Raw genomic sequence first — 24,870 nt, forward strand, 5'->3', positions numbered from 1 at the left:
GCTACCATCCCCCCACGTCTACTTTCGCTCGGCTTTTTCTTTCATCCAGTATTGATCCCATTTTTTCAATAGGTCCTCTGCGGTGAGCTGATCGAGCAAAAAGCTTTGAATATCTTTATCCGCCGTGCTTTGCCAAGCTCCCCAGCCTTTGTAATCCACAGGACGTGAAACATCGAGGAACTTCGTTGGCTGCTGGCTCATCTCAATAAACGGCTGGAAGTAACCTGACTTGTAAAACTCATCTTCTGCCGCGCTTTTCACGACGGGAATCGTGGAAGTCTTTTTCGCAAAATGAGTGCTCTGTTCAGGATCAGAGAGGAATTCAATCAGCTTCCACGCCTCTTCCTTGTGCTTCGAGTACGAAGCCATCCCCCAGCCTGGTCCACCGACTACTTGTTGCGCGACACCTGAAGGACCAATCGGAATCGGAGCGGTCGCCCACGTCCCTTCCTGCATCTTCTCCTTGGCTCCATCGATGACGTCAGGGTCTTGAATCAGCATGGCAGTCGAACCCGCTACAAAGCCCTGTACCATCTCCTGAAAGCCCCAGCTCACCGAATCTTTTGGTGAGGCTTCCTTGTAAAGCTGTTTGTAATATTGCATCGCTTCCAGTGATTGCGGCGTGGAGAAGAGCGTGCGTCCATCCTTCATGAAAAAGGCTGAGTCAGGGTCGACCTCTGTCCCGTTATAGGCCCACATGGTGATCAACGCGTAATCCCACCCAGTCGCACCTCCCCGGAAGCTGTACCCGTAGCGATTTTTGGCTGGGTCCGTCAGCTTTTTAGCTGCGACCAAGAGCTCATCCCACGTCTTCGGCACCTCGATCCCTGCTTCCTTAAACCAATCCGTCCGATAATACAAGACGCGCTGGTACAGTCCATTCGGAATGTAATAAGGGGTTTTGTCCACCCAAGTGGCTCGACGTTTGGCTACATCAGTCAACTGATCGTAATTTTGCCATTTGTCTGTGTAGGGCTTCAAATTTTCAATAAAGCCGTTCATCGAAAACTGCTTGGCATTGAATTCGCGAACCTCTAGTACGTCCAGCTCTTCTTTTGCCATCAGCATCTGTGTGATCTTCTGATCCGCTCCTTCAAATGGAGGTGAAATCAGATCGACTTTGATCCCCGGATTCTTCGCTTCAAACTGGGCTAGCATTTCTTTTAACAGCACAGTTCGTTGTGGGCTAGTAATGCTCTCGACCATTTTTAGCGTGACGCCATTCGCACCTGACGACGCTGCTGAGTCTGGAGTGGCCGCTGGCTGACTACAGCCTACAAGCAATGCTGTCGCCATCGTTAATTGGAGCGCCACAGAAATCCAGGAACGAAATCCCATACACGAACCCCCTCATGATCTTTTTGTAAGACAGTTCGTATTGTACTAAATATTCTGAATTATGAGTTTTAATATTTTTACCAGTTTTTTCGTTTTCTTTACTCTTTTTTCAGTGAGGCTTTCCCGACACTATTTATTTGACTAACTGGATCAAATAAGTTAGCATTTTATATGCTACAGCATGTAAACGAAGGAGTTTGGATTTTCTATGGAATTATTCAATCTGACTGGATTTCTTCTTCACCGTACAGATATGAAAATGACGAACTATTTTAAGAAGAGGTTAAAACAATTTGAGATCACGCCAGAGCAATGGGGAATTCTGAGTGTAATGGATGTGGAAAGGGCGATAACACAAAAGGATCTTTCGGATGCTATTGACCGCGATCAAACCACAGTCGTCAGAATGATTTACTCGCTTGAAAAAAAGGGAATCGTCATTCGCACTTTAAATGACGCGGATAAACGCTCTCATAACTTGTTGCTGAGTGACAAAGGGATGGAGCTAAAATCAAAGCTTCTACCCGTCGTTACCGAAGCGCATAACCATGTAACGCAAAACCTTACCGATGTAGAGATTGCGGAATTGCATGCATTGCTCGACAAACTATATCAAGTAGTAAAAGATGAATAAATGGAGATGCAGATACTTTCTCCATCAAATACATGCTATAGCATACATTTAGTTTAATACGGAATAACGAAAGTGAGGAAGCCGTCATGATCCTAATCGTTTTGCAAGTCATTGTTGCGATCTTCTTTATGTTTACAGGTACAAAAATTATTTCCGGTAAAATGGCGAATGAGTTTGATCGATTTGGACTCCCTCCCCTCTTTAACTTCTTAACTGGCTTTATTGAAATCATCAGTTCCATTGGCTTGATTATTGGAATATGGTTTTCGGTCGCTGCATTACTATCAGGATTACTTTTAGGCGTGACCATGTTGGTAGCTGCCTTCATCCTACTTGTGATTGCTAGAGATCCTTTTCCGAAAGCAATACCGGCGCTTGTTCTTTGCTTTCTGTCCTTTCTAATCTCGACGTATCATTTTTAGTCTAGGCAGGGGAATACCAACCATACTGAGGATACAGACATAACAGCGGCGAGTCCAAGACTTTATTACCATGTCTTAGGTCGCCGCTGCTTCATTTATTGGGTCAGTCTAGAACTTGTTTTCATTCCTACAAAGCATCCTCAGCCCCATGAGGACCGCCCATGCATGCTGCTGTTTTTTGAAAAAGAAGCGCAGCGGTTGACCGTTTTGTACATCGATCAGCGTATCGTGGCTGCTGGCCCGTAACTCGTACTCCATACCAGCTACCTCTGCAACAGGAGCATCGTCTCGAAGGAAGAGTCGCAATCTTCCGCCTTCCCTTGAAGTGTACGTCCCGACGAGCTTCTCTAGCTCTTCTCTCGTTGGCGAATAAAGCGGGGCTTCGTCTTCTTTATGTGCAAGCGGTAAACCAAGGGCAGCATTCACAGCAGCCAGCCATACATTGCGGATCGGCACGTTTTCCAGGTTAGAAAGAACGGTGACAACTAGACCTTTTTCTGGTACAAACCCGAAGTTCGACGACACCCCGGGCTGACCGCCCCCATGCTCAACTAGCGTTATTCCTGCATAATTGGGCGTTGTTTTGAGCGCATATCCGTACCAGGCGTCTTTTGTCAGTCGATGAACCGGATGCCACATGGCTCTAAGCGAGGCTCCATCTGCTACTTGCTTCTCTTTATAGCGACCGGTATTGATATAGAGCTGACCGTACTTCAGCAAATCAACGACATTGGAGCGGATGCCTCCCCCCACTTCATAGTTGCCGAGCGTGGGCCACGGCACTTTTTTTAGTTGTTGCTCCTCTCCTTTGACATAAGGGACGGAAACATCGGAAAAGCGAGCGACTTCTTCCAGGTTATAGGTCGAGCGGTTCATTTCGAGCGGCGCTAGCAGGCGTTCTGTTACATAGGTACGGTAGCGCTGCCCAGTGACACGCTCGATAATTGCTCCCAGCAGGAGAAACATGTCGTTACTGTAACTGATATACTCACCCGGCGCACCAAGGGGGGCAAATTGGACTTCGTTCAAATAGGCAATATGCTCGGGGAGTCTCGTCAATTCTTCACGGCGCAGCAGCGGTGGAACACCTGAAGTGTGAGAGAGCAAATGGTGAATCGTGATGTTGTCAGTATGTATGTTCGCCTTTACTTGTAAATCAGGCAAATAGCTGCGAATCGAGCCGTCAACAGTCAGCTTGCCTTCTGCCACGAGCTGCATGATGGTTGCAGCCGTAAACGATTTGGTAACCGAAGCAATGCCGAAAATAGTATCAGGTGTTACTGGCTGATTCGTCCCCAGATCGGTGACACCAAAACCTTTTTGATAGATCGTCTCACCATCCAGGGAGATGCCAATGGAGAGCCCCGGCACCTTTTCCTTTTCCATGAACTGCTGCACAAATGCTTCCAGAGCTGAAACGCTTGCGTGGTCCATTCCATTCCCCTGCCTTTGGTTATAAGATTCTAGCTAGCAAAAAGAGTGTTCCAAAAGCCATTCAACATGCCTTAGGAACACTCCTTTTCTACGTGATCTCATATTTTTTCATTTTATTGTACAGCGTGCCCCGGGAAATCCCCAGCAGCTTGGCTGCCTTTGTGTAGTTGTAGCGGCTATCGTTCAATGCTTCCACGATTTGCATACGTTCATCATCTAGCGGCGTGGGCTGCAAAAGTCGGCTACTGTCTTCGATTATCCCTGTTGACTCCTGGATCATATCCGGTATATGCCATGGGAAGATTCGGTCATCCTCCGCAAAGACGACGGCATGCTCGATCGCATTTTTCAGCTCTCGGACATTTCCCGGCCAATCGTACAGTCGCAGTGCGTCCATCGTGTCGGGCATCAAGCGGTATGCAAAAGATCCGTGCCTGTGTGCGCCCAAAAAGTGTTCGGCCATTGGGTCGATGTCTTCTTTTCGCTCGCGCAGTGGAGGGACTTTTAGTTCTATCGAATTCAACCGGTAGTAAAGATCCAAACGGAATTGTCCGGCGTCAGCCATTCTTTTCAGATCCTTATTGCTGGCAGCGACGATCCGAATGTCTAAAGGACGAGCTTTGTATTCTCCAATGCGGGTCACTTGCTTCTCCTGCAATACGCGCAGCAGCATCGCCTGAATGGGTAATGGGAGCTCCGCGATTTCATCCAGGAACAAGGTGCCCCCGTCCGCAACTTCAAACAGCCCCACTTTCCCTTCCTTCAAGCCGCCCGTAAACGTCCCCGGCGCATAGCCAAACAATTCGCTCGCGACCAGATCATGGGCAAAAGCGGCGCAGTTTACCGCAACAAAAGGCTTATGTCTACGCAAGCTATGGTCGTGAATGTACTGGGATAGCACTTCTTTCCCCGTTCCGCTTTCCCCAATTAAGAGCACAGACATATCACGCCCAGCTACCTTGTCCAATTTTTGCAGCAACCCAAGCCACTGAGGTGACTCTCCCACCATTTCTTTCGCAGTTCCCTTGATAGGCAGTCCACGGTTTTGGGATGGATTGTCGGCAAATTCAACGATTTTCGCAGAACGCGCAGGTTGGCGGCGCATTTGAACCAGCGCACCGATCATCCGATTTTTGTAGTACACGAGCTGAAGTCTCCCTGTAGCAGGATCGGGAGAAAATGGCAAAGGCCGCTCAGCCGCAACGATTGTGGATAACACGGAAAGGTCGGATTGCTCCTGACAGGATTGGAAGAAGCGCTGCCAGTCGAGTCTGTTGCACCACTCCTGCTGATCGCTCGTAGTCGGATCATTGCTCCGTACGATCTGCCCTTCCAAATCAATGGCCACCAGTAAATCATTGGTCATGGACAGCTCTTTTTCTAAAAACGTATTTTCGAGATACAGTCGATGAATTTGAAGCTGATTGAAAATCTCCATTTCCATGCTTTTCGCAACCGTTTGCGTTAAAACCAAAGCATGGGCAGGAAAGTCTTCTGCAAAGCTCGTCAAATCCAATACGCCAATCACCTGTTTCGTGATCGGATGAAAAATCGGCACACCCGCGCAGGAAATGTTTTGCCAGCTCTCACAAAAGTGCTGTGCATCATGGATGACGACTGGCTGCCCCGCCACGAGGGTGGTGCCGAACGCAGTCGTTCCGCATAGCTCCTCGCTCCACACTCCGCCTGGAACTGCATTGAAGCTGGTTAACAACTCCATCAATTGGTGGTCGGCATTGACATGTAGTAATCTCGCTTTATGATCTGCTAGCATGATGGAGTATTTTGTATGAATGAAAGATTGGATCTTTGGAATAATCGATTGATATGCATGGTATAACAAGCTGGATTCCTGTAGCATGTGGACATCCATTTGGTTGAGTACTTCAGGCGTTTTTCGCAAATTCGGATCGATTTTATAGGACAGGCTCCTGCTCCACGACTCTGAAATACTGACGGGAACATCAGCCTTCACTTGTCCGGCAGAGAGAAACGTATCTCTGGCCTTTATCCGATTTTTGTACATAGCCTACCCTCCCATCTAGTTATCTCTCCTTCTTTTATTATACCTCTATGTCGGGCTGTAGTGGTGGGGAGAAAAAAGAAGAAAACGCTCAAGTTCTTGGGATACCTGCTACGGGGTCATCCCTGCCCAGCTCCATGGAAAAAAAGAAACCCGCGTCCAAAGTCGCGCATCTACGAAGCGTCTCAGAGGTGGACGCTAAAGGCAGGTTTCCTTTTTCCCATTGCGGGGCGTAGGCCGAAGCGTAGACTGGAAATGCGCTTCTTCCCCCGCTACAGCTACAAAAAACAAAACAAATCCCTTCGGTCTTTTGAACCGAGGGGATTTGACATTTCGTAATTAAAACGGAAACGGACGAGTTTCCTTCTGAACGGATACCCAGCGTGGAGACGTAAACTCATGCAGAGACCAGTCGCTGCCATGGCGTCCCAAGCCGGATGATTTTTCTCCACCAAATGGTACGTTCGGCTCGGTGTTGATGCTTTGATCGTTGATATGCATCATACCTGTTTCGATTTGCAGAGCGACTTCTACGCCATGCTCCAAATCGCGTGTAAACAAAGATCCGCTCAAGCCAAAATCTGTTTCGTTTGCGATGCGGATTGCTTCCTCTTCGCTGTCCACTGGCAAAATATTGGCAACAGGACCGAAAACTTCATTCTTAGCTGTCGCCATATCATTCGTGACATCTGCCAGAATCACCGGCTCCATCAATGTGCCTTTTACTTCACCGCGTTTGATGACACGCGCACCTTCCGCGATTGCTTGATCGACTAAGCCTTGAATTTTATCCACTTGTCTTTCGTTAATAAGCGGACCGACAAAGGTATTCGGGTCTGCTGGATTGCCCGCTTGGATGACGGAAGCTTTTTTCGCGAAAGCGTCAACAAATTGATTATAGATTTTGCGATGAACGATAATACGGTTCAACGCCATGCAAACTTGTCCTTGGTGGAGGAATTTCCCGAAGACAGCCGCACTTGCTGCTTGCTCGACATCTGCATCTTCCAGGACGATCATCACGTTGTTGCCGCCTAATTCCAAAGAAGCTTTCTTCAAGTTTCTGCCGCAGATTTCGCCGATTCGCCGACCAGCAGCGGAAGAGCCTGTGAAGGAAATGACTTTTGGAATCGGATTTTCGATCATGGCATCGCCGATTTCCGCAATATCTGCAACGACTACGTTAAACAAGCCTTTTGGCAGTCCTACTTCTTCGAGCAGCTTCGCGATGACCAATCCACCGGAGATGTACGTTTGCAGATCTGGCTTGACCACCACACCGTTACCAGTAGCCAAAGCAGGGATGATGGCTCGGATAGACAAGTACAGCGGGAAGTTAAACGGGCTGATTACACCTACGACCCCGACTGGCAGATAGTAGACGCGGTTTTCTTTGCCCGGAATGAAGGAAGGCAGGATTTCCCCTTTCATCCGTAATGGCAAGGACGCGTATTCCTTGATATCGCCGACTACAAAATCAACTTCCGCATTCGCTTTTGCAAATGTGCTGCCTGTCTCGGATACCAAAATATTCACGAGCAGCTCACGATTTTTTTCTACTACATCTGCCATTTTATGAATGATGCCAGAGCGCACGTACGCATTCGTTTTTGCCCACTCTTTTTGTGCTGCTTTTGCAGATTGGTACGCCTGCTCTACATCTTCAACCGTAGCCAGCTTGATGCTCACCAGCTCCGATTGATCGTATGGGTTGCGGTTGGTATAGTTATTCTGGCTCTTGCCTTCTCGCCATTCGCCATCAATGAATTGTTTTGTGTACTCGTTGAAAATGTTGCTCATATGAAGTGTCCTCCTAGCTTAGTCCATCTTGATGATTGCTTTGATTGTTTTACCGCTATGAGAATCGGCTACCGCTTGGTTGATTTCATCGAAACGATAGAATTTTACCAGCTTGTCCATCGGGAATTTCCCTTGCTTGTACAAATTGATCAACTGCGGAATGAAGATGCGCGGTACGCAAGCTCCTTCTACTACGCCAGTAATAGTTTTGTTGAGCAGGAGCAAGTCGTTCGTATCGATTTTCTCATCGGTTCCGAGTGGCGGTGCCCCGATTTGCGCTACGACTCCGCAGAATGTGAGTGCATCGACAGCTTGACGTAATACGCCTGGTCGACCAGCAGTTTCAGCTGCATAGTTTACGCCGCCATTGGTAATTTTCTTGATCTCTTCTACCGGATCAACGTTTCGCGCATTAATGACATGGGTCGCACCCAGTTCTTTTGCCAGCTCAAGACGGTTAGCATGCACATCGACCGCAATGATCGTGCCGCAGCCGATTGCATTCGCAGCCATGATCGCGCTAAGACCAACCGCTCCTGCACCAAACACGGCAATGCTTGATCCTGCCTCTGGCTTCAGCCTGTTTATGACCGTACCACTACCTGTTTGAATACCGCAGCCAAGTGGTCCCAAAAGAGCCAAATCTACATCTTTATCTACTTTCACCAGATTGCGCTCGTTTACAATCGTGTACGTTCCGAAGGAGGACTGACCGAAAAAGTTGGACAACCCTTTCTCTTCGCAGTGATGTCTTTTGGTCCCATCTTCCATATTGCCAAGGAAATTCAGCTCGAAAAATCTTTCACATACATACGGGCGTCCACTCAAGCAATAGTGGCATTTTCCGCAATGGGCAAAACCGAGCACCACATGATCGCCTGGCTGTACATAAGTAACACCCTCGCCTACCTTTTCAACTACTCCCGCACCTTCATGGCCCAGAACGGCAGGAAGCGGAACAGGATATTCTTGATCACGCGCAATCATATCTGTGTGGCAAATTCCAGAAGCTACGACGCGAATCAGAACTTCTCCGCTCTTAGGTTCATCGAGTTGAATCGTTTCAATACGAAATTCTTCACCTTTTGAGTGAGTAACAGCAGCTTTCATTTGCATAAAATATCCCTCCGGTGATTTCTTCGCACCACTCGATCATTTTTCGAGGATTAACCTACCAGATTCATTTATGATTTCGTAAAGAGACATGAATATAACACCTTGCTGTAGGAAATGAAGAAAAATCCAATCGAGTGTTGTGCGTCGAGAGTAAAGTATTAGCTTCTCTTCTCCGAGGATTATTCTATTAGCAATTTTCATGCCAAATATATTTTTCAACTGAAAATGAACGTAATCCGGACTCTATCCGTACTTTTTCTACGCGTACATTTGTTGATTGCCTTTGAACGAATTGAACAAATTGTCTAGCTCACGTTGAACAAATTGTTCAAAGTAAGACAAAAAACAAAGGCATCGCCCTCTTGTTTGCAAGAATGGGCAATGCCTTTTGATTTTCTCTCGGTATTTCTAGCTGAGAGCGACCGTTATTTTGCTTTCCCCCATTCTACCTCCTCCCATTCAAATGAATAGGCCAGGACATCGATACATGAATCATGCGCGCATAATACCCAATGCTTTACTCGGGAGGATGTAAAGCCAAAAGCTTCTTTTACTGTTGACTCAACAACTTCGTAAAATCCTGGATTTGGGCAAATATCAGTTTTGTCCCATTCGTCACCCAAAGACAGTCTCCCATCATAGTACGGATCGAGCATGCTGAAATCATATCGCTCGTAGCCCTCCATTTTACCGTACATCGTAAAAAGACAAATCGGCTGGAAAGTAATTTTAATGATAGCATTACCCGCTTTATTGTATTCGTCGTCTGGGATGTCATCCCCATATTGGTCTTGTAGCTTAGTCATGACCTCTTCGTAGCGCTTTTTATTAAATCCACACATCATTTCCACGCTTACTTCCCGCTCCTCATAACCAGTAAAACTCGCAAAATCATGTGAAGAACTTATCATCCAGGGAACCTTGACAGGTGCAACCTTCATTTTGGTCATCGAGTTACCTCCGAAACTATTACTAATCGTATCGCTACTTTTCGAAAAGAAATAGCCGATATCCTGCACCAAGGCAGAAATATCGGCTTTCTAAACCTCTCCATATCAAGCGTTAATAAACTCCATCAGCTTCTTATTGAAATCATCCGCCTGACAAATCGGCAAACCGTGTCCACTGTTATCAAACGGAAACAGCTTCGACCCTTTGATTTGCTGCTGAGTGAGCTCAGCACTTTTAAATGGAATCAACTGATCGTGAATCCCATGAAAGATTCCGGTTGGCACACGGATTTGACTCAAGTCATTGATTACATTCTCTCTCGATGCTGCTTGCATGATTTTGATGAGCGCATAAGAAGCGGAGTCCAGCCCCATTTTGACAAACCACTGGAGCGTAGCAGTCCCTAAATTGCGATTAAAAAACTGCAAAGAAACCGTGTTTAATAACTCAGGTAAATTGGCGTACATCTGACTGATCAGCCCATCCGCTTGCTCCTTCGAGACGCCGTATGGAGAACCCGGCATTTTCACAAAGGAAGGAGAAACCGCATCCACTAACGCTAGCTTGGAAATATGGCGCCCCTCATAACGAGACATATACCGAATCGAAATGGCTCCACCCACTGAAAAACCTAGCAAGACGGCATCCCTTATCTTTAATGCCTCCAAAACGACATAGATGTCATCTGCTAAGCGATCATACGTATAGCCGCTCCACGGTTTGTCCGATTGACCGTTGCCGCGTATGTCCATAGCAACACAGCGGAACCCGTGCTGGGGAAGTACGTTGAATTGGTAGGAATACATGTTATGGTTGAGCGGCCAGCCGTGAACGAAAAAAATCGTTTTGCTATTCGGGCCAGGATTGAGGTCTTCAACGAAAACCGTGACACCCTTTTCGACTTCAATGTACATAACCCTACCTCCTGTTTCAGACCATGCACCTCTTTACACTCAAGGTATGTCACCAGTTGTAGGGTTATGTTACTACTCTCCTCTGTCCTGACTCGGATACGCATGAACGATGCGTCCTTTTCGTCCCGTAGTCGTGACTGCTTGCGAAAGAGAATGGTAGATGGCTTCCTCTGTCGCTTCTGCCGCAGCAGCAAACAGTTCGTTCATAATCGGGTGATCCTCGCGTAATTGCACGCGCGTTTCCGTAACGGCTGTTGTCTGATGTGGGATTTTTTGCGCTGTGGAAAAAGCGATGACGATGTCGCCGCTCCCGTGCCCAAAATGGCTCCCCGTTCGTCCCAAGCCGATTCCTGCACGCTTTGCTACCCGAAGCAGTTGTCGATCACTGAGCGGCGCATCTGTCGCCAGTACGATGATGATGGAGCCATCCTCGGACTTCTCTACTGCGTTTTCATTGCTTTTACAGCTTGTGAACAGATTTGCTCCCAAGAAATCATTCTTGTTGCCAAAGTTGCTGAGTACCAAAGCCCCCAATGTATAGGCCTGCTCCTCAGCCACAACGATACGAGAAGACGAGCCGATACCACCTTTATAACCAAAGGCAATCATCCCCGTCCCTGCCCCGACAGCTCCTTCTTCTACGCCTTGGTCCGTTGCGTTCAGAATCGCTTCTCTAGCATCTTCCGGGCGCACGACACAGCGGCGGATGGAATTGAGATGACCATCGTTGCATTCGCCCACGACAATGTTGATCGTCCCGGTCGTGTCCCCGATCTCTTCGTTCGTATCCAGCATGTATAGCAGAGTTCCTTGTGTAACCGCGGGAACGGAAAACGTATTCGTGAGCATGAGCGGCGATTCCAATACCCCCAGCTCATTTACTTGCACGAGTCCCGTCGTTTTGCCGAATCCATTGATCACATAGCTGGCTGCGGTTACCTTTTCACGAAACAAGCTACCGCTATGGGGCAAAATAGCTGTCACTCCTGTGCAGGCATAGTCGTCGTTGTCCAGCTCATGCTGGATCGTCACATGTCCCACTCGGACTCCAGCTACATCCGTAATGTCATTTTTCTCACCGACCGGAAGCCTACCGATTGTCGCACCGAGCTGCCGAATTTTTTTCGTCATGCATTCCATTCCTTTCGTAAGGCTGTGCCGATCGTTACATGGGACGATTACGCAGAAAGTTCTCATAGGCAAACCCGCGCACTTCTTCTTCCTTATAATGCTTGAGTAGCTCGTTGATCAGGTTTTGGCTCTGACCCGCATGCTCCAAGCCCACGACCTTTGCGGTAATTCCGTCGAAGTCAGAGCCGAGCCCGATATGACGCACGCCACCGAGTGAACAAAAATGATCGATATGCTTGATCAGATCATCTATCGTGGTTGGTGTCGTTTCATTGATAAACTGAGTGCAGTAGACGACGTGTACATTCGCGCCTTTGGCAAATAACGCTTTTGCCTGTTCATCCGTCAGATTACGTGGATGGTCGCAGATCGCTCGTGCATTTGAATGACTCGCGATCGGGTATGTAGCCAGCTCAATCGTATCCCAGAAGCTGCCCTCCCCTAGATGTGAGACGTCCGTCAACATCTTATGCTCATTGTGGAACTGAATGATTTCCTTGCCAAAGGTCGTCAGTCCGGCATTCCTCGGTTCCAGCGCACCATCCGCAGCGAGATTCGCGAAGTTCCAGGTGAGGCCCACAGAGCGAACCCCTAACTGATACAAAATGTGTAGCTTCTTCAAATCGTTGCCGATTGGCTCTACACCTTCCAACGTCAGCAATGCTCCGATCTCACCCTCTTGCAAATGGTCGAGATCGCTCCAATCACGAATTTGTTTCATTTCTGGATGCTTTCCGAGAACCTCTGAATAAAAGTAATGAATTTGATCCAAAGCTTTTTGAAAACGTTGCTCCGTGGACAATTCAGGTGATGTCCAGATCGCATAGCACTGCAGCTTTACCCCGCCATCGTGTAGCCGTTTTCTGTTGACGTCCAGCTCGTCCGCATCCGCAAAGGACAGAGCCCCATTTTTTTCCCAAATTTTCAGAAGTGCATCACAGTGCAAATCGATAATCGGCATCTTGGTCATCTTTATCCACCCCTTGTGCTAATTTCCTTTGAGAACACTACCTATTCTGTTAATTTTAAGGTAATGTATTTTGGAGAGCGAATCCAATAAATTATTGCTATAAGTCACTTAAGAAAACATGATCGAGGCATGTCCGAGGAGGAGCAGCCGCGTTTTTGCGGAAAGTTTAAACATGTTCGCTTTTACACTGTGAAGCACGTAAACTTTTCTACACGATTTAAAAATTCACATAATGGAGCCACTACTCATGAATATGGAGCAAATTGAAGCATTCATCTTTGTCGCCCTGACCGGGAGCTTCAGCAAAACGGCTGATTTGCTCTATCTGTCACAGCCCACGGTCAGCATGCGGATCAAGGCACTCGAAACTACTATGGGCTGTAAGCTCTTTCAACGTACGGGTCATACGATTTCTCTTACAAAGGAAGGCGATCTGTTCCTTCCCTATGCGAAAAACATCATGCACATGCTGCAAGAGGGACAGCAAGCGATTCAGCGATCGCAAGGCGATGTAGAGGGAGAATTGACCATCTCCACCGTTTTTGTCTCCGCCTTTTACATTTTGCCTGACCTCGTCCAGCAATTCCAACAGCTGTACCCTAAAATCAAGCTGACGATCCTCACCGGACATTCCCATCAGGTGCTCGATATGGTTCTGAACCACGAGGTGTCATTCGGAATTGCTCGTGCCGTTACCCATCCACAGATTAACCGGATTCAACTGATGCCGGATGACATGGTCTTAGCGATTTATCCCGATCATCCGTTTGGATTCCGCCATCAGGTCTCCATTGAAGAAGTCGCACGTGAACGACTGATCTTGTTCAATCGGGGCTCGCTTGACTGGAAGCTGATCAACAATGCGTTCAGCCATTTTCAGCTACAAAACAATGTCGTCATGGAGGCTGACAACATCGAGGTCGTGAAGCGGATGGTTAAACAACGGCTGGGCATCGCCTTTTTGCCTCGCTTTGCCATCTCCAAAGACTTGAGCGAAGGCGAGCTGCAGGAAGTAGACGTCCTGAATCTGCCGCAAATCAACCGGAACTTCGAGCTAATATACCTCAAGGATACACCTGTTCACGGGATTATGCGTACGTTTATCGACTTTTTGATGCAGAGCAAAGCCTTACAGCAGTAGGTTAGCCACCACATTCTATTCATTCAGATCCCCTGGAGGTGATTTCCCATGTCGTCTCATCTATTCGAACACGTAGCCAAAACACCTAATCTGCAGCAGCCCGTCTACAAAACGATGCCCCCGCCTTCTGCATCCCTCAAGCAAGATAGCCCGTCACACCTTATCCAGCTGCAGAAGTCGATTGGAAATCGTGCACTGATTCAATTAATGAAATCCCAGAGGCAGGGGATCGTGCCTAACAAACAGCCAATTCAACGCTTTAAAGACGAAGATGACTATAATAAGGCTCGTCGAACAACCGCAGAAAAGGCTAGAAGCGAAGCTTTTCAAAATGATGAGATGCAAATGGATCATACCATCTCACAGCATTCGCTTATCACCTTGAGCGAGTTATTAGCGGATATCCAGCAATTGCCGAATGAAACATTTAAGGCAGCCAAGCAATCCTACGCTCAACTTATAAACGAAGTGAAAGAAGTGTCCGATAACGATGAAAAATGCACGAGGATTCAATTGGTAAATTTCTATAAGAACTTGGTGCCTGGATTTAACGAAACGACTGGGAATCCCGGTTCAAAATTCGATCCTCAAATTGAGATGGTAAGCATGGCTGAGGAGTCGACAATCATCGCCAGAGAAAAGGCAGTCTCTGAACAATTAAGAAAAATCGATTCGTTAATACGTAGGCTCTACCATTTGACCGCGCTGTTTCCAAACACAAAGAAAAATAATGATCTGGCCGAAGAGATGGATGAAGAGCTTTCCAAAACAATGAATGACATAAAGACATGCTTGGAGAAAGTGCGTCAGGAGTTTACGAAAGAACCAGGCTATGATGAAACCATCTGGTACAAATCTGAAACGAAAAATGTGAAGCGTGTCCCTGCAGAATGGCTAAAAACAGGAGCAAGCAAGTTAGAGGATTTGGGCTCAGAGCAGGATTTATTAGGGTATGGAAAAGACAAAACAGCGAAACAAAACTCGCAAGACGCACAAGACCTACCAGATTCTTTCAAGGAAGCGACCTTTACTTGGGATTACCAGCTCACCAAATTTGATGAAAAAATCAAAGTGAAAGTAGTCATTTCCGAAAAATGCTGGAAGCACATTTACGCTCGGCATAAGCTGGAATACTTCGCGGGCGATGTGCAGGCGATCAATACATTTTGGAAAGACAATCCACATGAAAAAATTACCCAAGCTCTCCTAGAGCCCGAGATCAACCTTCTCATTGAAAGATCGAATCTCTCATTACGAGATTTACAAGACGGTGATACAGATGCGATAAACGAAACAGCACACCATTTGTTCTTCCAAGGAAATATGGAAGTGGTGGAGGAAGTACAAAACATCGCCGAACCTGTAGAGAACCCCCAACCAGTAAGCAAAAGTAAAAACAAAATGAGGAATCAAAAAAAATCCCCCAAAACCAAAACTGTAATCAAGCCCCCCATTAAAAGCATCCGCATCACATTGGAATCCGTTGCACCGGAAAGCCCCGAGCTAGCCTACGCAGTTGAACCGACTCTTCTGCAAAATGAATATTACCAAAAACGAGGGTTACAGAGACTATTTCCCCCGAAACAAGGAAGCGAGAGCGTCGAAGAAAAGTAACAATTGAAAAAGCTGAGTCGCTCTCATGCTTTTTTCGGTGCGCGCAATTTCGTACGAATGATCATCTCCGCTGTCACGACAAGTCCAATCAGGGCGACATATACACCGATTGTGTAGCTGAGCTCATACGGCAATCCTACTACCTTCTCTGCGAGCAGCTTCACGAGATGAATCAGCATGTTGGTGAACAAGAAGACGAAACTCCGGACCATCCATTCCTTATGCTTCATGACTTGGCGCTTTTTAATTTTGACGAGCGCCGTAATAGTGATGGCCGGCCAGATGATGTTCAATAAATGGAAGGGCCAACTCGCCACTTTTCCGCCCGTTACATAAGGGGCCATATAACCGGATGTAACTACTACAACCAGCACACTAAAAAGATAAACATAGCCTGTTACTTTATGTAGCTTGCGGTTCTCTGCGAGCAGCTTGTCCGAAAAGTTAGCCACCCCACAAACCAGGGCAATCAGGGCGAAAAACAAATGGACATACATGACCGTAAGCCAGATCGATGTGTTCATTCGCTCTTTGTTGTAATCAGATTTGTGACTGAGAAAGCCTTTCGCTTCTGGATCGATGATAAAGTTTTGCACGAGCGCATACGTGATCGCTATACAAGCGACGAAAATGACAATCGAATACGGTTTGATACGGTTCATCTTGTCACACAACCCTTTGTTCGATTTTAGATACCGGACGGTTCGGTCTCTTTTGATTTTACATGAATGCCTTCTTTCGTACACGAGAGAAATGTTACAATAACTTGGACGAATATAGACCGTGTTGGCCGAATGAAAGGACTATCGCAATGCGAAAAGGCGAAAAAACAAAGCTGCATATTATCCAGAAGTCAGCAGAGCTGTTTAATCAAAACGGTTATACAGGAACCTCCATGCAAGACATCATGGATGCCACGGGACTTACCAAAGGCGCCCTCTACAGAGGTTTTGCCAGTAAAGATGAAATTGCAATCGAGGCCTTCAAATATGCTGGTGAAATATTGAATGAACATTTTGCGGCTGCGCTAGAAAAACAGGACACAGCCACTGCAAAACTCGTAGCCATGGCAAAGGTATATTCTGATGCAGTAAACAATCCCCCGCTCCAAGGCGGCTGCCCGCTTCTCAACACAGCCGTCGAAAGCGACCATTCGTTCCCTGTTCTTCGCGATTATGCCGTCGCCGCTTACCAAGAGACCATTTCGTTTATGCAGGGATTGCTGGAGGAAGGAATCGCCCAGGGAGAATTTCATTCCGAAATAGACACAGAAGCAGTCGCTTCGGTTATCTTCTCTTCCATTGAAGGAGCCATAATGGCAAGCAGACTCACCCGCGATAACAAGCATGTTCATTTTGCCATCAAGCATATTGAGCAGCTTTTACAGACATACAAGCCATAGCAAAAAGAAAAGAGCAGTCGCGTGGGATATAATACCCCTGCCTACCTGCTCTTTTTTCGTGGAATTTTCCTGCTAATTTCTATTTGATGTAGTGTACTTTTTCATGTCCGAGCAATGCTTCCAGCACTTGCTGTACTTTTACGCCTGTCTCAAACGTAACCAGTCTAGCGTCCCCACCGTTAATGGCAATGGACAGCTCATCCAACAACAGGGAGAGACGGTCTTGCTGTGGAATTTCAGCCGGAACGAGCGCTTCGCCGTATCCACCCACAAACAGATTGCTCCAGTTCACGACACTCAGCGTCCCTTTTGACCCATACACGCGATAATCCAAATGCTCTTGATGCGCAATACCCGCCAAGCCATTGATCGTAACCGGGGTACCATCTGTCAGACGAAGGAAAGCCGATACACCTGTCTCGCATAGCGCAGGATCTGCTGGATAATCTACCTCTGAGCGTACTACATGCAGGTCTCCGAAGAGCGCGTAAGTCAGGTGAGTGAAATGAGGGAGCACTTCACGGATGAAACCGCCTTGCTCACGACCAGCCAGCCAAGGTGTTTGCTGCCATGGACGCGGCCACTGGTGAAAATGCGTCAGGATATCGATGCGTCGGATATCTCCGATTTCTTCGAGTCTGCGGGAGAGCTCAGGAAAAACACCTTGATAGTAGAGTGGGAAGTTCATCGCATGGACAACCCCTGCGTTATTTGCTGCTTCCATCATTTCTTGCGCTTCTGTCAACGAATTAGCCAGCGGCTTTTCGCAGAGCAAATGCTTTTTATGCGCCAGTACATCCAATGCAATCGCGTGATGGAATTTGGGAGGTACCGCCAAATAGATGACGTCCAGCTCTACCTTTTTCAATAATTCCTTATAATCTGTGTACCAAGGCACACCACCGGACTTTTGCGCGGCTTCCTGTGCTCTTTCCGCAGATACATCACTCACTGCGGCTACTCGAAATTTTTCGTGGGTACGGATCGCGTTCATCATGCGTTCGCCCATGACGCCTGCGCCAATCACCCCAACGTTCCATTTCACTTGGTCCATCTGCATTTCCTCGCTTCCTGGTGAATGTTCGTCTTCGTGCCTCTACCCCTTTCTCCATTTGTCTGAACATTCCTTCTGAAAAGCTCAGATTGTCAGCTGCGGACGATTATGAAGACGTTTGGTTTGACCCAGAGATGTTACATGACTGAAGAAAACAGCTAGGGAACCGGTGTACCAACCATGTTCTCTAGCTGTTTGTTTATCCAACCGCTTTGTTACCCGATGTGCAAACCAAATGTTTTGTCTCCGAACGAAACGGTCTCCATGTCTGCTTTTTTCGCAAAAGACACATCCGAAACAAGTACACTCTCACGCAAAACATGATCAAAACGCTCCAATGCTGCTCGTAGCTCATCGTCCACATCCATTGTGAGCTGGACACGTTTATCGATGGGCAGATCTAGCTTTTTGCGTGCATCCTGAATAACACGGATGACTTCACGAACCAAGCCTTCTTGCTCAAGCTCTTCTGTGAGTGTCGTATTCAAGGCCACATGGAGCTGATAGCCGGATGCAGAAGCGAAGCCTTGCTTCCCTTGCTTTTCCACGAGCAACTCATCTAGTGTAAGCCGCACGCTCTCGCCTGCGACCTCTACATCCAGGTAGCCATTGTCCACCGCTTTCTGTGCATCGGTTGCGTTCAATTCTTTTAAATACCCTTGGATTGGCCCAACGAGCTTGCCGTATTTTTTCCCAGCTACCTTCAGGTTGAGCTTGAAATGATACGTCACGAAGCTACTGTCACTTTGCTCCACCCGAATGTTTTTCACATTGATCTCGTCTTGGATAATGCCAGCAAATTGCTCGAGGTTAAATGGCTGCTCCATCGATACGATCAGCTCGGACAGAGGCTGTCTGGTCTTGAGTCCAGTTTCGTTGCGGACATTTCGCGCCAGCTCCACGATGTTTCGAGCCGTTTCCATGTCCCGCTCAAGGATTGCGTCGATTGCTTCTTTGTTCACCTTCGGATAGTTAGTCAAATGAACACTGCCTTCTCCGCCCAGATTACCATACATATCTTCTGCGATCAGCGGTGCGTATGGTGCGATCATCTTCGCCAGCGTCAGCAACACTTCCCGCAGGGTCTGGTAAGCAGATACTTTGTCAGGAGTCATACCGCTGCTCCAGAAACGATCCCGCGAACGACGGATGTACCAGTTGCTCAGCTCGTCGACGAACGCTTCGATATGCCCAGCCGGATTCATGAAATCGTAGGTTTCCAGACCTTTTTCCACGTGCTGCAAGGTGGTATTCAAGCGGGATAGTATCCAACGATCCAATTCGTTCACAGGTGGTTGTGGCAGATGGTCTTCAGGCTTGAATGCATCGATCAAGGCGTATAACGAATAAAAAGCATGGGTGTTATGGATCGTATCGATCACTTTGTACTTCGCCTCGGCGACGATCCGCTTAGAGAACCGCTTGCTGCTCCACGGCGCACTGTCAGACAAGAGTGCCCACCGGAACGCATCCGCCCCGAATTCCTCGATAACCTCCCACGGATCGATCCCGTTTCCTTTGCTTTTGGACATCTTTTGACCGTGTTCATCCAAAACGTGACCGGTAGAGATGACTGCCTTGTAAGGTGCTTTTCCGTTATACAAAGTTGAAACGGCCAATAAGCTGAAGAACCAGCCCCGCGTCTGATCGATTCCTTCCGAAATGATGTCGCCAGGGTACTGCTCCTGGAATACCTTTTCGTCGCCGAATGGATGATGGTACTGAGCAAACGGCATCGAACCGCTGTCGAACCACACATCAATGACCTCAGGGGTCCGCTCCATCGTACCGCCGCAAGAGCAACGCAGCTTCACCTCATCCACAAACGGCTTGTGCAGCTCCAGATTCTCGTCGAGTGGCGCCACAGACTTCTCACGCAACTCTTTTACACTGCCTGGCGCATATTCGCAGCCACAATCCTGACAAAGCCATAAATTGAGCGGCGTCCCCCAATACCGATTGCGGCTGATATTCCAGTCTACAAGCTCTTCGAGGAATTTCCCGAAGCGCCCTTCGCGCAAATGGCCTGGATACCAGTCGATCTTGCTATTGTTTTCGATCAGCTGATCCTTGATCGCTGTCGTTTTGATGAACCAGCTCTCCATCGCGTAGTAGAGCAGCGGCGATTTGCAGCGCCAGCAAAACGGATAGCTATGCTCGTAGCGCTCCTTGGAAAACAACAATCCGCGATGAGACAGATCCTTTACGATATCGACGTCGCAATCCTTAACGAAGCGACCCGCGAAATCTGAAATTTGATCGGTATAGCGGCCAGCCAAATTCACGACGTTCACGAAATCAAGTCCATGCTGACGGGTCGTGCGATAGTCATCCTCCCCGTGCGCTGGCGCAGTATGCACGATACCAGTTCCGCTCGAATCACTGACATAGTCCGCATCGACGACGATATGCCCATGGTTTACCTTGATATAGCCAAAAGGCGGCTCATACGGAGTACCGACGAATTCTGCTCCTTTGTGCGTGGACAAAACCTCGTAGTCTTCCTTGAACACTTTCTCCACGAGATTTTTTGCTACGACGTACACTTCATCCTTGTGCTTCACCCGCACGTAATCGAGCTCTTTGTTAACAACCAAAGCCACGTTTGCTGGAAGAGTCCATGGTGTCGTCGTCCACGCGAGGAAGATGTCATCGTTTGTCTTGCTTTTGAATTTGACCGTCGCACTCAAGTCCTTCACGTCTTCATAGCCTTGCGCCACTTCATGGGAGCTGAGCGTCGTCTGGCAATCCGGGCAATACGGGCTGACACGATGTCCTTTGTACAGTAGTTCTTTCTTATGAATTTCAGAAAGGATGTGCCAGACGCTTTCGATGTAGTCGTTGGTCAAGGTGACGTATGGATGCTCCATATCTGTCCAGTAAGCGATGCCTTCCGTCAGCTCGCGCCATTGCTTTTCGTACTCAAATACGCTGTTTTTGCACTCCTCGACGAACTTGGCCACTCCGTAGTTTTCGATCTCCTGCTTGCCGGAAATGCCGAGACGCTTTTCCACTCCAAGTTCAACTGGGAGGCCGTGCGTATCCCAGCCTGCTTTGCGGACGACGCGGTAGCCGGACATCGTTTTGTAACGTCCGATGAAATCCTTGATGACCCGTCCGAGCACGTGGCCGATATGCGGCTGTCCGTTGGCGGTCGGTGGACCTTCATAAAAGACGAAGTTTGGCTTTCCTAACCGATTGTCCATCGACTTGCGGAATGTGTCGTCTTCCCTCCACTGATCCAGAATGCGTAACTCTCGTGTCCTTGCTTTTTCTTTTACGTCTACTTTCCTCATCATGTACACTCCTTCTTCTGTAGTTTGCGTAGAAGTGTAGGTTCATAGAACGCAAAAAAATCCCGCCCCCTAAGGGACGAGATTTGATCTCGCGATACCACCCTTGTTCCGAAATCTTCATGCAAGCATGTCATTTCGGCACCTCTACTACGTACCATCATACGCGTCCCTGGTAACGGTGGGATTCCGGGTCAGCTTACTCCTAATGCTTCAGCTTTCCTTCTCGGAGAGGATTTTCGGCTAAGTCTTGAACGTTGGCTTTCAGCACTAGGGCCAACTCTCTGGGGAACAAGGGGATTAGCTTACTCTTTCTCGTCAATGAATTTGTTGGTGTTATTATTGTTACTTTACTTTTTACACTGATTTCAAAAAACTGTCAAGGGTTAGGCCACGACGCGCTTCACGCTGCGACGGCTTTCCACCTGCGACAAGAACAAGCTAAGAACCAGGATAATCGCGCCGAACAAATATGGTGCGTTCAAATGAACCCCGTACAGCGTTCCTGCCACTGCTGGCCCAAAAATATTCCCCAGACTCATATAGGCATTGTTCATCCCTGCTACGAAGCCCTGTTCATCCCCTGCTCGTTTGGAGATCAGCGTGTTGATCGCTGGACGCATAATCGACGTCAGGGTAAAGAAGATAACCGTCATAATCAGCATATACCAGAAGTTACCGGACAATAGCATCATCACCATCGATACAGCAGACAAGAAGAACGTCACGTTAATGAGCTTCTTCTCGCCAAAACGAGTAATGAGCTTGCCGATCAGCGCTGCCTGCACAATCGTACCGGCAAGTGCTCCCACTGTGATAATGATAGAAATATCACGCGGAGTATATGCGAACTTCGCATCGACGAACAGCGGGAAGATAACTTCGAAGTTCGCCAAGCCAAACGTCATCGTAAAGACCAGCACCAGCATGATGAAGTACGACGATTGAAACGACTTGCCGAGCTGTACGAAGATGTTTTCCTGCTTCGCTTTGGCGTTTCGTGCCGCGAGCTGCTTTTCCTTAGGAAGTGATTCAGACAAGAAGAAGATGGAACCGAGTGTGGCTACTGCACCAACTGCCGCGGAAATATAGAACGGCATACGCAAGCCAAGCTCTGCCAAAAATCCGCCAATACCTGGCCCGATAACAAATCCGAGCGACATAGCAGCTCCGAGCATCCCCAGTCCTTTTCCACGTTTATCCTCTGTCGTAATGTCAGCTACATACGCCAGCATGGACGGAATCATCGCTGCTGCCCCGATCCCGCCGATCAGACGAGAAAGATAGAGCACCCAAGTCTGTTCAGCCAAGGCAAAGACCAGATTGGAGATCGTAAACAGGACGAGTCCCATTACAATCATGATTTTTCGTCCGTACTTATCCGACCATTCCCCCGCAATCGGAGAAAAAAGAAATTGGGTCACACCAAAGGCCGCCACCAAGTATCCAGCCGTCTCCCCACCCGCGCCGAACTCTTTGAGAAACTCGGGCAAAATCGGAATAATCAAGCCAATTCCCAGCATGGCGATAAACATGTTGATCATCAGGAAGAGAATCGGTCGCTGACTATTCTCTTGTGCATTCATATTCATTTATCCAGTCCTATCCTTATAGATTTTTCTCTTTAGCCTTGCAGCTTCGCTTTCAAACTTTCAATCACCGTGCGCCAAATGGCAGGGTCTGTTGAAATCTGTTGCTTGAAGTTGCGGTACAGCTCCTTTTGCTTTTCCTCAAAATCAGGAGCGTCTGCAGCCGGCAATCCTGCACGGGCAGTCGTAATCATTTCCTGCACTTCTGGAGAACGCGGTCCCCAAACTCTTGCCTCATAGCCATCCTGGTCGAGGAAAATAAAGATCGGGATCGCACGTGCTGTGCCATTGGTCAGGTATTGATCCATCAGCTCCAGATTTTCGTCGCGGATGAGAAAGCGCAATTCGATGTTGCTTTCCTCGGCAATTCGCTGAATGACAGGAACGCACAAGGAAGCATCCCCACACCAGTCTGCTGTCAGCACGACCCCTTTCCAGTTGCGCTGGGAGAGATCCTTCCAAACAGCTAGATCCTCGTCAGTAAATGTGAGCTGATCGTATACGCGGGACAGCTCTTCTTTGTTGACGTTCATGCTTTCTTTGTACGCCGCAAAGCTCATTCCTTTTTCAAACCAACTGTTCTGATTCACGTTAGACATACTCCGTACTCCTCCTGTATAGTGAAAAATTATTGCTCCCAAATAGCAGAAGTTCCCAAGCGATTGCGAATGGAAGAGCTTCTTGTTTTGCGGGCTTCTTTCCCTGACGTCTGTTTCATGGTGCTTGCCTTGGCAGTCAGGTCCATAAACCACTCTCTATCTTTGGTTGCGAGGGCGAGGTCGATCAAATCATGCATGTGCTCTTCATCATTAAAAGAACCTACTGGAATGCGTTCCATCCACTGTCTTGGAATCACCACCAGCTTGCCGATTGTCTCTTCGTTGTCGCATTGAACCACATAAACCTTCGCGGTACCTCGCAATGAATCATCTGTTTCGACGAAGCCTTGAACTAACTCGCCGAATTTGGTTTTGCCCAATACCCATTCTCCGACTTCCAATAACTCATCTCGATTCATTCCCTTGCACCTCCTAATTGTAACGGAAATTATTACAGTTTCCACGTTAAAAATTTGTATGGTTACTGTTGCGAATTATCCTGACATCCTTGACGGACTTTATCTAGTACGGTCTGGATCGTGATTTGTTCCAAATACTTCGTAAAGTACATCTCTGCTTCGGTAAAAATCTGATCCATGACTCCGTGCATATTCGCAGATACCTGACATGCTTCTTGCGGATCGCCCGAACACCAGTGCGGCTTCAGTGTACCATTCGAGATCGAACGATATATCTCGGCCAAGGTGACCTCATTCGGGTCACATGCGAGTATATAACCGCCGCCAATTCCCTCTTTGGTCTTCACAAATCCGTTCTTACGCAGAATGCTCATGATTTTGCGAATTCTGGCAGGATTCGTACATACATTTTTTGCGATGAGCTCACTGCTTGCCATATGCTCTGGGATATGAGCCAACAAAGCCAAGCTGTGAACAGCTATGGTAAATTCACTATTCACGTCACAGACGGCCTCCTTGCGAAGAGTACTGTAATAATAATTCGTACAGTTACGAATGTCAACAATTGTGCGGGGGGAAACTTTTTAAAAAGCCGGAGGCTTTCATACTGCGGTGGCGGTGGGAAGCGCAGGCACATGTTTTCCAGTCGCCTTTTTCCTCACTTCGTTCGGGCGGTCTCCTTCCAAACATGTACCTGCGCTTTTCGGACAGCAATTGCTTCTACGGGGCTTTTTAAAAGAGGTTTTTAATAAAAAGGATTTCATCGCGGATGGGGATGCCGTTGTCAGCGATAAGGGGGATTTCTGGTTTGATTTGGCGGGCCTTGTCTACAGCATTGATGTACAGCTCGTGAAGCTGATAGCCTCTTTTTTGGTAAAAGCCCATGGCTTGCAGGTTATCGTTGGTGGTGACGAGCTTCATGCGGTGGCAGCCTTTTTCTTTCACATTCCCACTGGAGATGACCATTTGCGGACTTCCCCAGTGTTTAGCATTCACCTCTCCAAAATGATAAAGAGAAAGCCCTTG

22 protein-coding genes and 1 other annotated feature are annotated in these 24,870 nt (G+C 47.8%); of the genes, 5 read left to right on the forward strand and 17 right to left on the reverse strand.

Annotation, left to right across the window (positions count from 1 at the left end):
* Positions 1-18 precede the first annotated feature (18 nt).
* Complete coding sequence (locus tag PMI05_RS00920) at positions 19-1,338, reverse strand: sugar ABC transporter substrate-binding protein (protein ID WP_007716082.1); 1,320 nt, start codon at positions 1,336-1,338, stop codon at positions 19-21.
* A gap of 208 nt (positions 1,339-1,546) precedes the next feature.
* Between PMI05_RS00920 and PMI05_RS00925 the strand changes: the two genes are divergently transcribed.
* A complete protein-coding gene (locus tag PMI05_RS00925; RefSeq protein ID WP_007716083.1) occupies positions 1,547-1,972 on the forward strand; it encodes a MarR family winged helix-turn-helix transcriptional regulator in 426 nt (141 codons plus the stop codon).
* 86 nt (positions 1,973-2,058) lie between these two features.
* Complete coding sequence (locus PMI05_RS00930) at positions 2,059-2,394, forward strand: DoxX family protein (RefSeq protein WP_007716085.1); 336 nt, start codon at positions 2,059-2,061, stop codon at positions 2,392-2,394.
* A 108-nt stretch (positions 2,395-2,502) separates the two neighbouring features.
* Here PMI05_RS00930 and PMI05_RS00935 read toward each other — a convergent pair whose 3' ends face one another.
* The 8 genes from PMI05_RS00935 to PMI05_RS00970 all read right to left on the reverse strand — a co-directional run bounded on the left by PMI05_RS00935 (position 2,503) and on the right by PMI05_RS00970 (position 12,733).
* Positions 2,503-3,828 (reverse strand): serine hydrolase, encoded by a 1,326-nt coding sequence (locus PMI05_RS00935; RefSeq protein ID WP_007716091.1) that lies wholly within the window; start codon positions 3,826-3,828, stop codon positions 2,503-2,505.
* An 88-nt stretch (positions 3,829-3,916) separates the two neighbouring features.
* Positions 3,917-5,854, reverse strand: a complete 1,938-nt coding sequence (locus tag PMI05_RS00940; protein WP_007716094.1) for a sigma-54-dependent Fis family transcriptional regulator — start codon at positions 5,852-5,854, stop codon at positions 3,917-3,919.
* A 336-nt stretch (positions 5,855-6,190) separates the two neighbouring features.
* Positions 6,191-7,651 (reverse strand): aldehyde dehydrogenase family protein, encoded by a 1,461-nt coding sequence (locus tag PMI05_RS00945; RefSeq protein WP_007716104.1) that lies wholly within the window; start codon positions 7,649-7,651, stop codon positions 6,191-6,193.
* Positions 7,652-7,669: 18 nt separating this feature from the next.
* Complete coding sequence (locus PMI05_RS00950; protein ID WP_007716108.1) at positions 7,670-8,767, reverse strand: NAD(P)-dependent alcohol dehydrogenase; 1,098 nt, start codon at positions 8,765-8,767, stop codon at positions 7,670-7,672.
* A gap of 425 nt (positions 8,768-9,192) precedes the next feature.
* Positions 9,193-9,717 carry a hypothetical protein gene (locus PMI05_RS00955; RefSeq protein WP_007716111.1) on the reverse strand — a complete coding sequence of 175 codons (525 nt, stop codon included), beginning with the start codon at positions 9,715-9,717 and terminating at the stop codon, positions 9,193-9,195.
* A 105-nt stretch (positions 9,718-9,822) separates the two neighbouring features.
* Entirely contained in the window at positions 9,823-10,632 is an 810-nt protein-coding gene (locus PMI05_RS00960; protein WP_007716114.1) for an alpha/beta fold hydrolase, read from the reverse strand.
* A 72-nt stretch (positions 10,633-10,704) separates the two neighbouring features.
* The gene (locus PMI05_RS00965; protein ID WP_007716117.1) at positions 10,705-11,763 is read right to left on the reverse strand and encodes a P1 family peptidase; all 1,059 of its coding nucleotides are present in this window, start codon (positions 11,761-11,763) and stop codon (positions 10,705-10,707) included.
* A 34-nt stretch (positions 11,764-11,797) separates the two neighbouring features.
* The gene (locus PMI05_RS00970; protein WP_007716120.1) at positions 11,798-12,733 is read right to left on the reverse strand and encodes a dipeptidase; all 936 of its coding nucleotides are present in this window, start codon (positions 12,731-12,733) and stop codon (positions 11,798-11,800) included.
* 247 nt (positions 12,734-12,980) lie between these two features.
* Here PMI05_RS00970 and PMI05_RS00975 point away from each other — a divergent pair, with 247 nt between their 5' ends.
* Positions 12,981-13,874, forward strand: a complete 894-nt coding sequence (locus PMI05_RS00975; RefSeq protein ID WP_007716122.1) for a LysR family transcriptional regulator — start codon at positions 12,981-12,983, stop codon at positions 13,872-13,874.
* A 48-nt stretch (positions 13,875-13,922) separates the two neighbouring features.
* Complete coding sequence (locus PMI05_RS00980; protein WP_007716125.1) at positions 13,923-15,488, forward strand: hypothetical protein; 1,566 nt, start codon at positions 13,923-13,925, stop codon at positions 15,486-15,488.
* Positions 15,489-15,511: 23 nt separating this feature from the next.
* Here PMI05_RS00980 and PMI05_RS00985 read toward each other — a convergent pair whose 3' ends face one another.
* Entirely contained in the window at positions 15,512-16,150 is a 639-nt protein-coding gene (locus PMI05_RS00985) for a DUF2306 domain-containing protein (RefSeq protein ID WP_007716127.1), read from the reverse strand.
* Positions 16,151-16,299: 149 nt separating this feature from the next.
* On the opposite strand from PMI05_RS00985, the gene PMI05_RS00990 reads away from it, so the two are divergent.
* Positions 16,300-16,890 carry a TetR/AcrR family transcriptional regulator gene (locus PMI05_RS00990; RefSeq protein ID WP_007716128.1) on the forward strand — a complete coding sequence of 197 codons (591 nt, stop codon included), beginning with the start codon at positions 16,300-16,302 and terminating at the stop codon, positions 16,888-16,890.
* 79 nt (positions 16,891-16,969) lie between these two features.
* Here PMI05_RS00990 and PMI05_RS00995 read toward each other — a convergent pair whose 3' ends face one another.
* The 7 genes from PMI05_RS00995 to PMI05_RS01025 all read right to left on the reverse strand — a co-directional run bounded on the left by PMI05_RS00995 (position 16,970) and on the right by PMI05_RS01025 (position 24,840).
* The gene (locus tag PMI05_RS00995) at positions 16,970-17,944 is read right to left on the reverse strand and encodes a Gfo/Idh/MocA family protein (RefSeq protein WP_007716131.1); all 975 of its coding nucleotides are present in this window, start codon (positions 17,942-17,944) and stop codon (positions 16,970-16,972) included.
* 215 nt (positions 17,945-18,159) lie between these two features.
* Positions 18,160-21,240, reverse strand: a complete 3,081-nt coding sequence (ileS, locus tag PMI05_RS01000) for an isoleucine--tRNA ligase (RefSeq protein ID WP_039959937.1) — start codon at positions 21,238-21,240, stop codon at positions 18,160-18,162.
* A gap of 69 nt (positions 21,241-21,309) precedes the next feature.
* Positions 21,310-21,568, reverse strand: a binding site (T-box leader).
* A 55-nt stretch (positions 21,569-21,623) separates the two neighbouring features.
* Positions 21,624-22,829, reverse strand: coding sequence for an MFS transporter (locus PMI05_RS01005; RefSeq protein ID WP_007716137.1), 1,206 nt, complete (start codon positions 22,827-22,829; stop codon positions 21,624-21,626).
* A gap of 32 nt (positions 22,830-22,861) precedes the next feature.
* Positions 22,862-23,425 carry a thioredoxin family protein gene (locus PMI05_RS01010; RefSeq protein ID WP_007716140.1) on the reverse strand — a complete coding sequence of 188 codons (564 nt, stop codon included), beginning with the start codon at positions 23,423-23,425 and terminating at the stop codon, positions 22,862-22,864.
* Between the two features lie 29 nt (positions 23,426-23,454).
* Positions 23,455-23,844 carry an IDEAL domain-containing protein gene (locus PMI05_RS01015; protein WP_007716141.1) on the reverse strand — a complete coding sequence of 130 codons (390 nt, stop codon included), beginning with the start codon at positions 23,842-23,844 and terminating at the stop codon, positions 23,455-23,457.
* A gap of 62 nt (positions 23,845-23,906) precedes the next feature.
* A complete protein-coding gene (locus PMI05_RS01020) occupies positions 23,907-24,344 on the reverse strand; it encodes an Rrf2 family transcriptional regulator (RefSeq protein WP_007716142.1) in 438 nt (145 codons plus the stop codon).
* Between the two features lie 232 nt (positions 24,345-24,576).
* Positions 24,577-24,840 carry a GNAT family N-acetyltransferase gene (locus tag PMI05_RS01025; protein WP_369751178.1) on the reverse strand — a complete coding sequence of 88 codons (264 nt, stop codon included), beginning with the start codon at positions 24,838-24,840 and terminating at the stop codon, positions 24,577-24,579.
* Positions 24,841-24,870: the final 30 nt, after the last annotated feature.

This window comes from Brevibacillus sp. BC25, from assembly GCF_000282075.1.
Lineage (GTDB): Bacteria > Bacillota > Bacilli > Brevibacillales > Brevibacillaceae > Brevibacillus.

Bases quoted from the DNA above. Each gene is read 5' to 3' on its own strand.
- PMI05_RS00920 (WP_007716082.1), bottom strand. From the start codon at position 1,338: ATGGGATTTCGTTCCTGGATTTCTGTGGCGCTCCAATTAACGATGGCG.
- PMI05_RS00930 (WP_007716085.1), top strand. From the start codon at position 2,059: ATGATCCTAATCGTTTTGCAAGTCATTGTTGCGATCTTCTTTATGTTT.
- PMI05_RS01005 (WP_007716137.1), bottom strand. From the start codon at position 22,829: ATGAATATGAATGCACAAGAGAATAGTCAGCGACCGATTCTCTTCCTG.
- PMI05_RS00950 (WP_007716108.1), bottom strand. From the start codon at position 8,767: ATGCAAATGAAAGCTGCTGTTACTCACTCAAAAGGTGAAGAATTTCGT.
- PMI05_RS00975 (WP_007716122.1), top strand. From the start codon at position 12,981: ATGAATATGGAGCAAATTGAAGCATTCATCTTTGTCGCCCTGACCGGG.
- PMI05_RS00945 (WP_007716104.1), bottom strand. From the start codon at position 7,651: ATGAGCAACATTTTCAACGAGTACACAAAACAATTCATTGATGGCGAA.
- PMI05_RS01015 (WP_007716141.1), bottom strand. From the start codon at position 23,844: ATGAATCGAGATGAGTTATTGGAAGTCGGAGAATGGGTATTGGGCAAA.
- PMI05_RS00985 (WP_007716127.1), bottom strand. From the start codon at position 16,150: ATGAACCGTATCAAACCGTATTCGATTGTCATTTTCGTCGCTTGTATA.
- PMI05_RS00960 (WP_007716114.1), bottom strand. From the start codon at position 10,632: ATGTACATTGAAGTCGAAAAGGGTGTCACGGTTTTCGTTGAAGACCTC.
- PMI05_RS00980 (WP_007716125.1), top strand. From the start codon at position 13,923: ATGTCGTCTCATCTATTCGAACACGTAGCCAAAACACCTAATCTGCAG.
- PMI05_RS01010 (WP_007716140.1), bottom strand. From the start codon at position 23,425: ATGTCTAACGTGAATCAGAACAGTTGGTTTGAAAAAGGAATGAGCTTT.
- PMI05_RS00995 (WP_007716131.1), bottom strand. From the start codon at position 17,944: ATGGACCAAGTGAAATGGAACGTTGGGGTGATTGGCGCAGGCGTCATG.
- PMI05_RS00925 (WP_007716083.1), top strand. From the start codon at position 1,547: ATGGAATTATTCAATCTGACTGGATTTCTTCTTCACCGTACAGATATG.
- PMI05_RS00965 (WP_007716117.1), bottom strand. From the start codon at position 11,763: ATGACGAAAAAAATTCGGCAGCTCGGTGCGACAATCGGTAGGCTTCCG.
- ileS (WP_039959937.1), bottom strand. From the start codon at position 21,240: ATGAGGAAAGTAGACGTAAAAGAAAAAGCAAGGACACGAGAGTTACGC.
- PMI05_RS00935 (WP_007716091.1), bottom strand. From the start codon at position 3,828: ATGGACCACGCAAGCGTTTCAGCTCTGGAAGCATTTGTGCAGCAGTTC.
- PMI05_RS00970 (WP_007716120.1), bottom strand. From the start codon at position 12,733: ATGACCAAGATGCCGATTATCGATTTGCACTGTGATGCACTTCTGAAA.
- PMI05_RS00940 (WP_007716094.1), bottom strand. From the start codon at position 5,854: ATGTACAAAAATCGGATAAAGGCCAGAGATACGTTTCTCTCTGCCGGA.
- PMI05_RS00955 (WP_007716111.1), bottom strand. From the start codon at position 9,717: ATGACCAAAATGAAGGTTGCACCTGTCAAGGTTCCCTGGATGATAAGT.
- PMI05_RS00990 (WP_007716128.1), top strand. From the start codon at position 16,300: ATGCGAAAAGGCGAAAAAACAAAGCTGCATATTATCCAGAAGTCAGCA.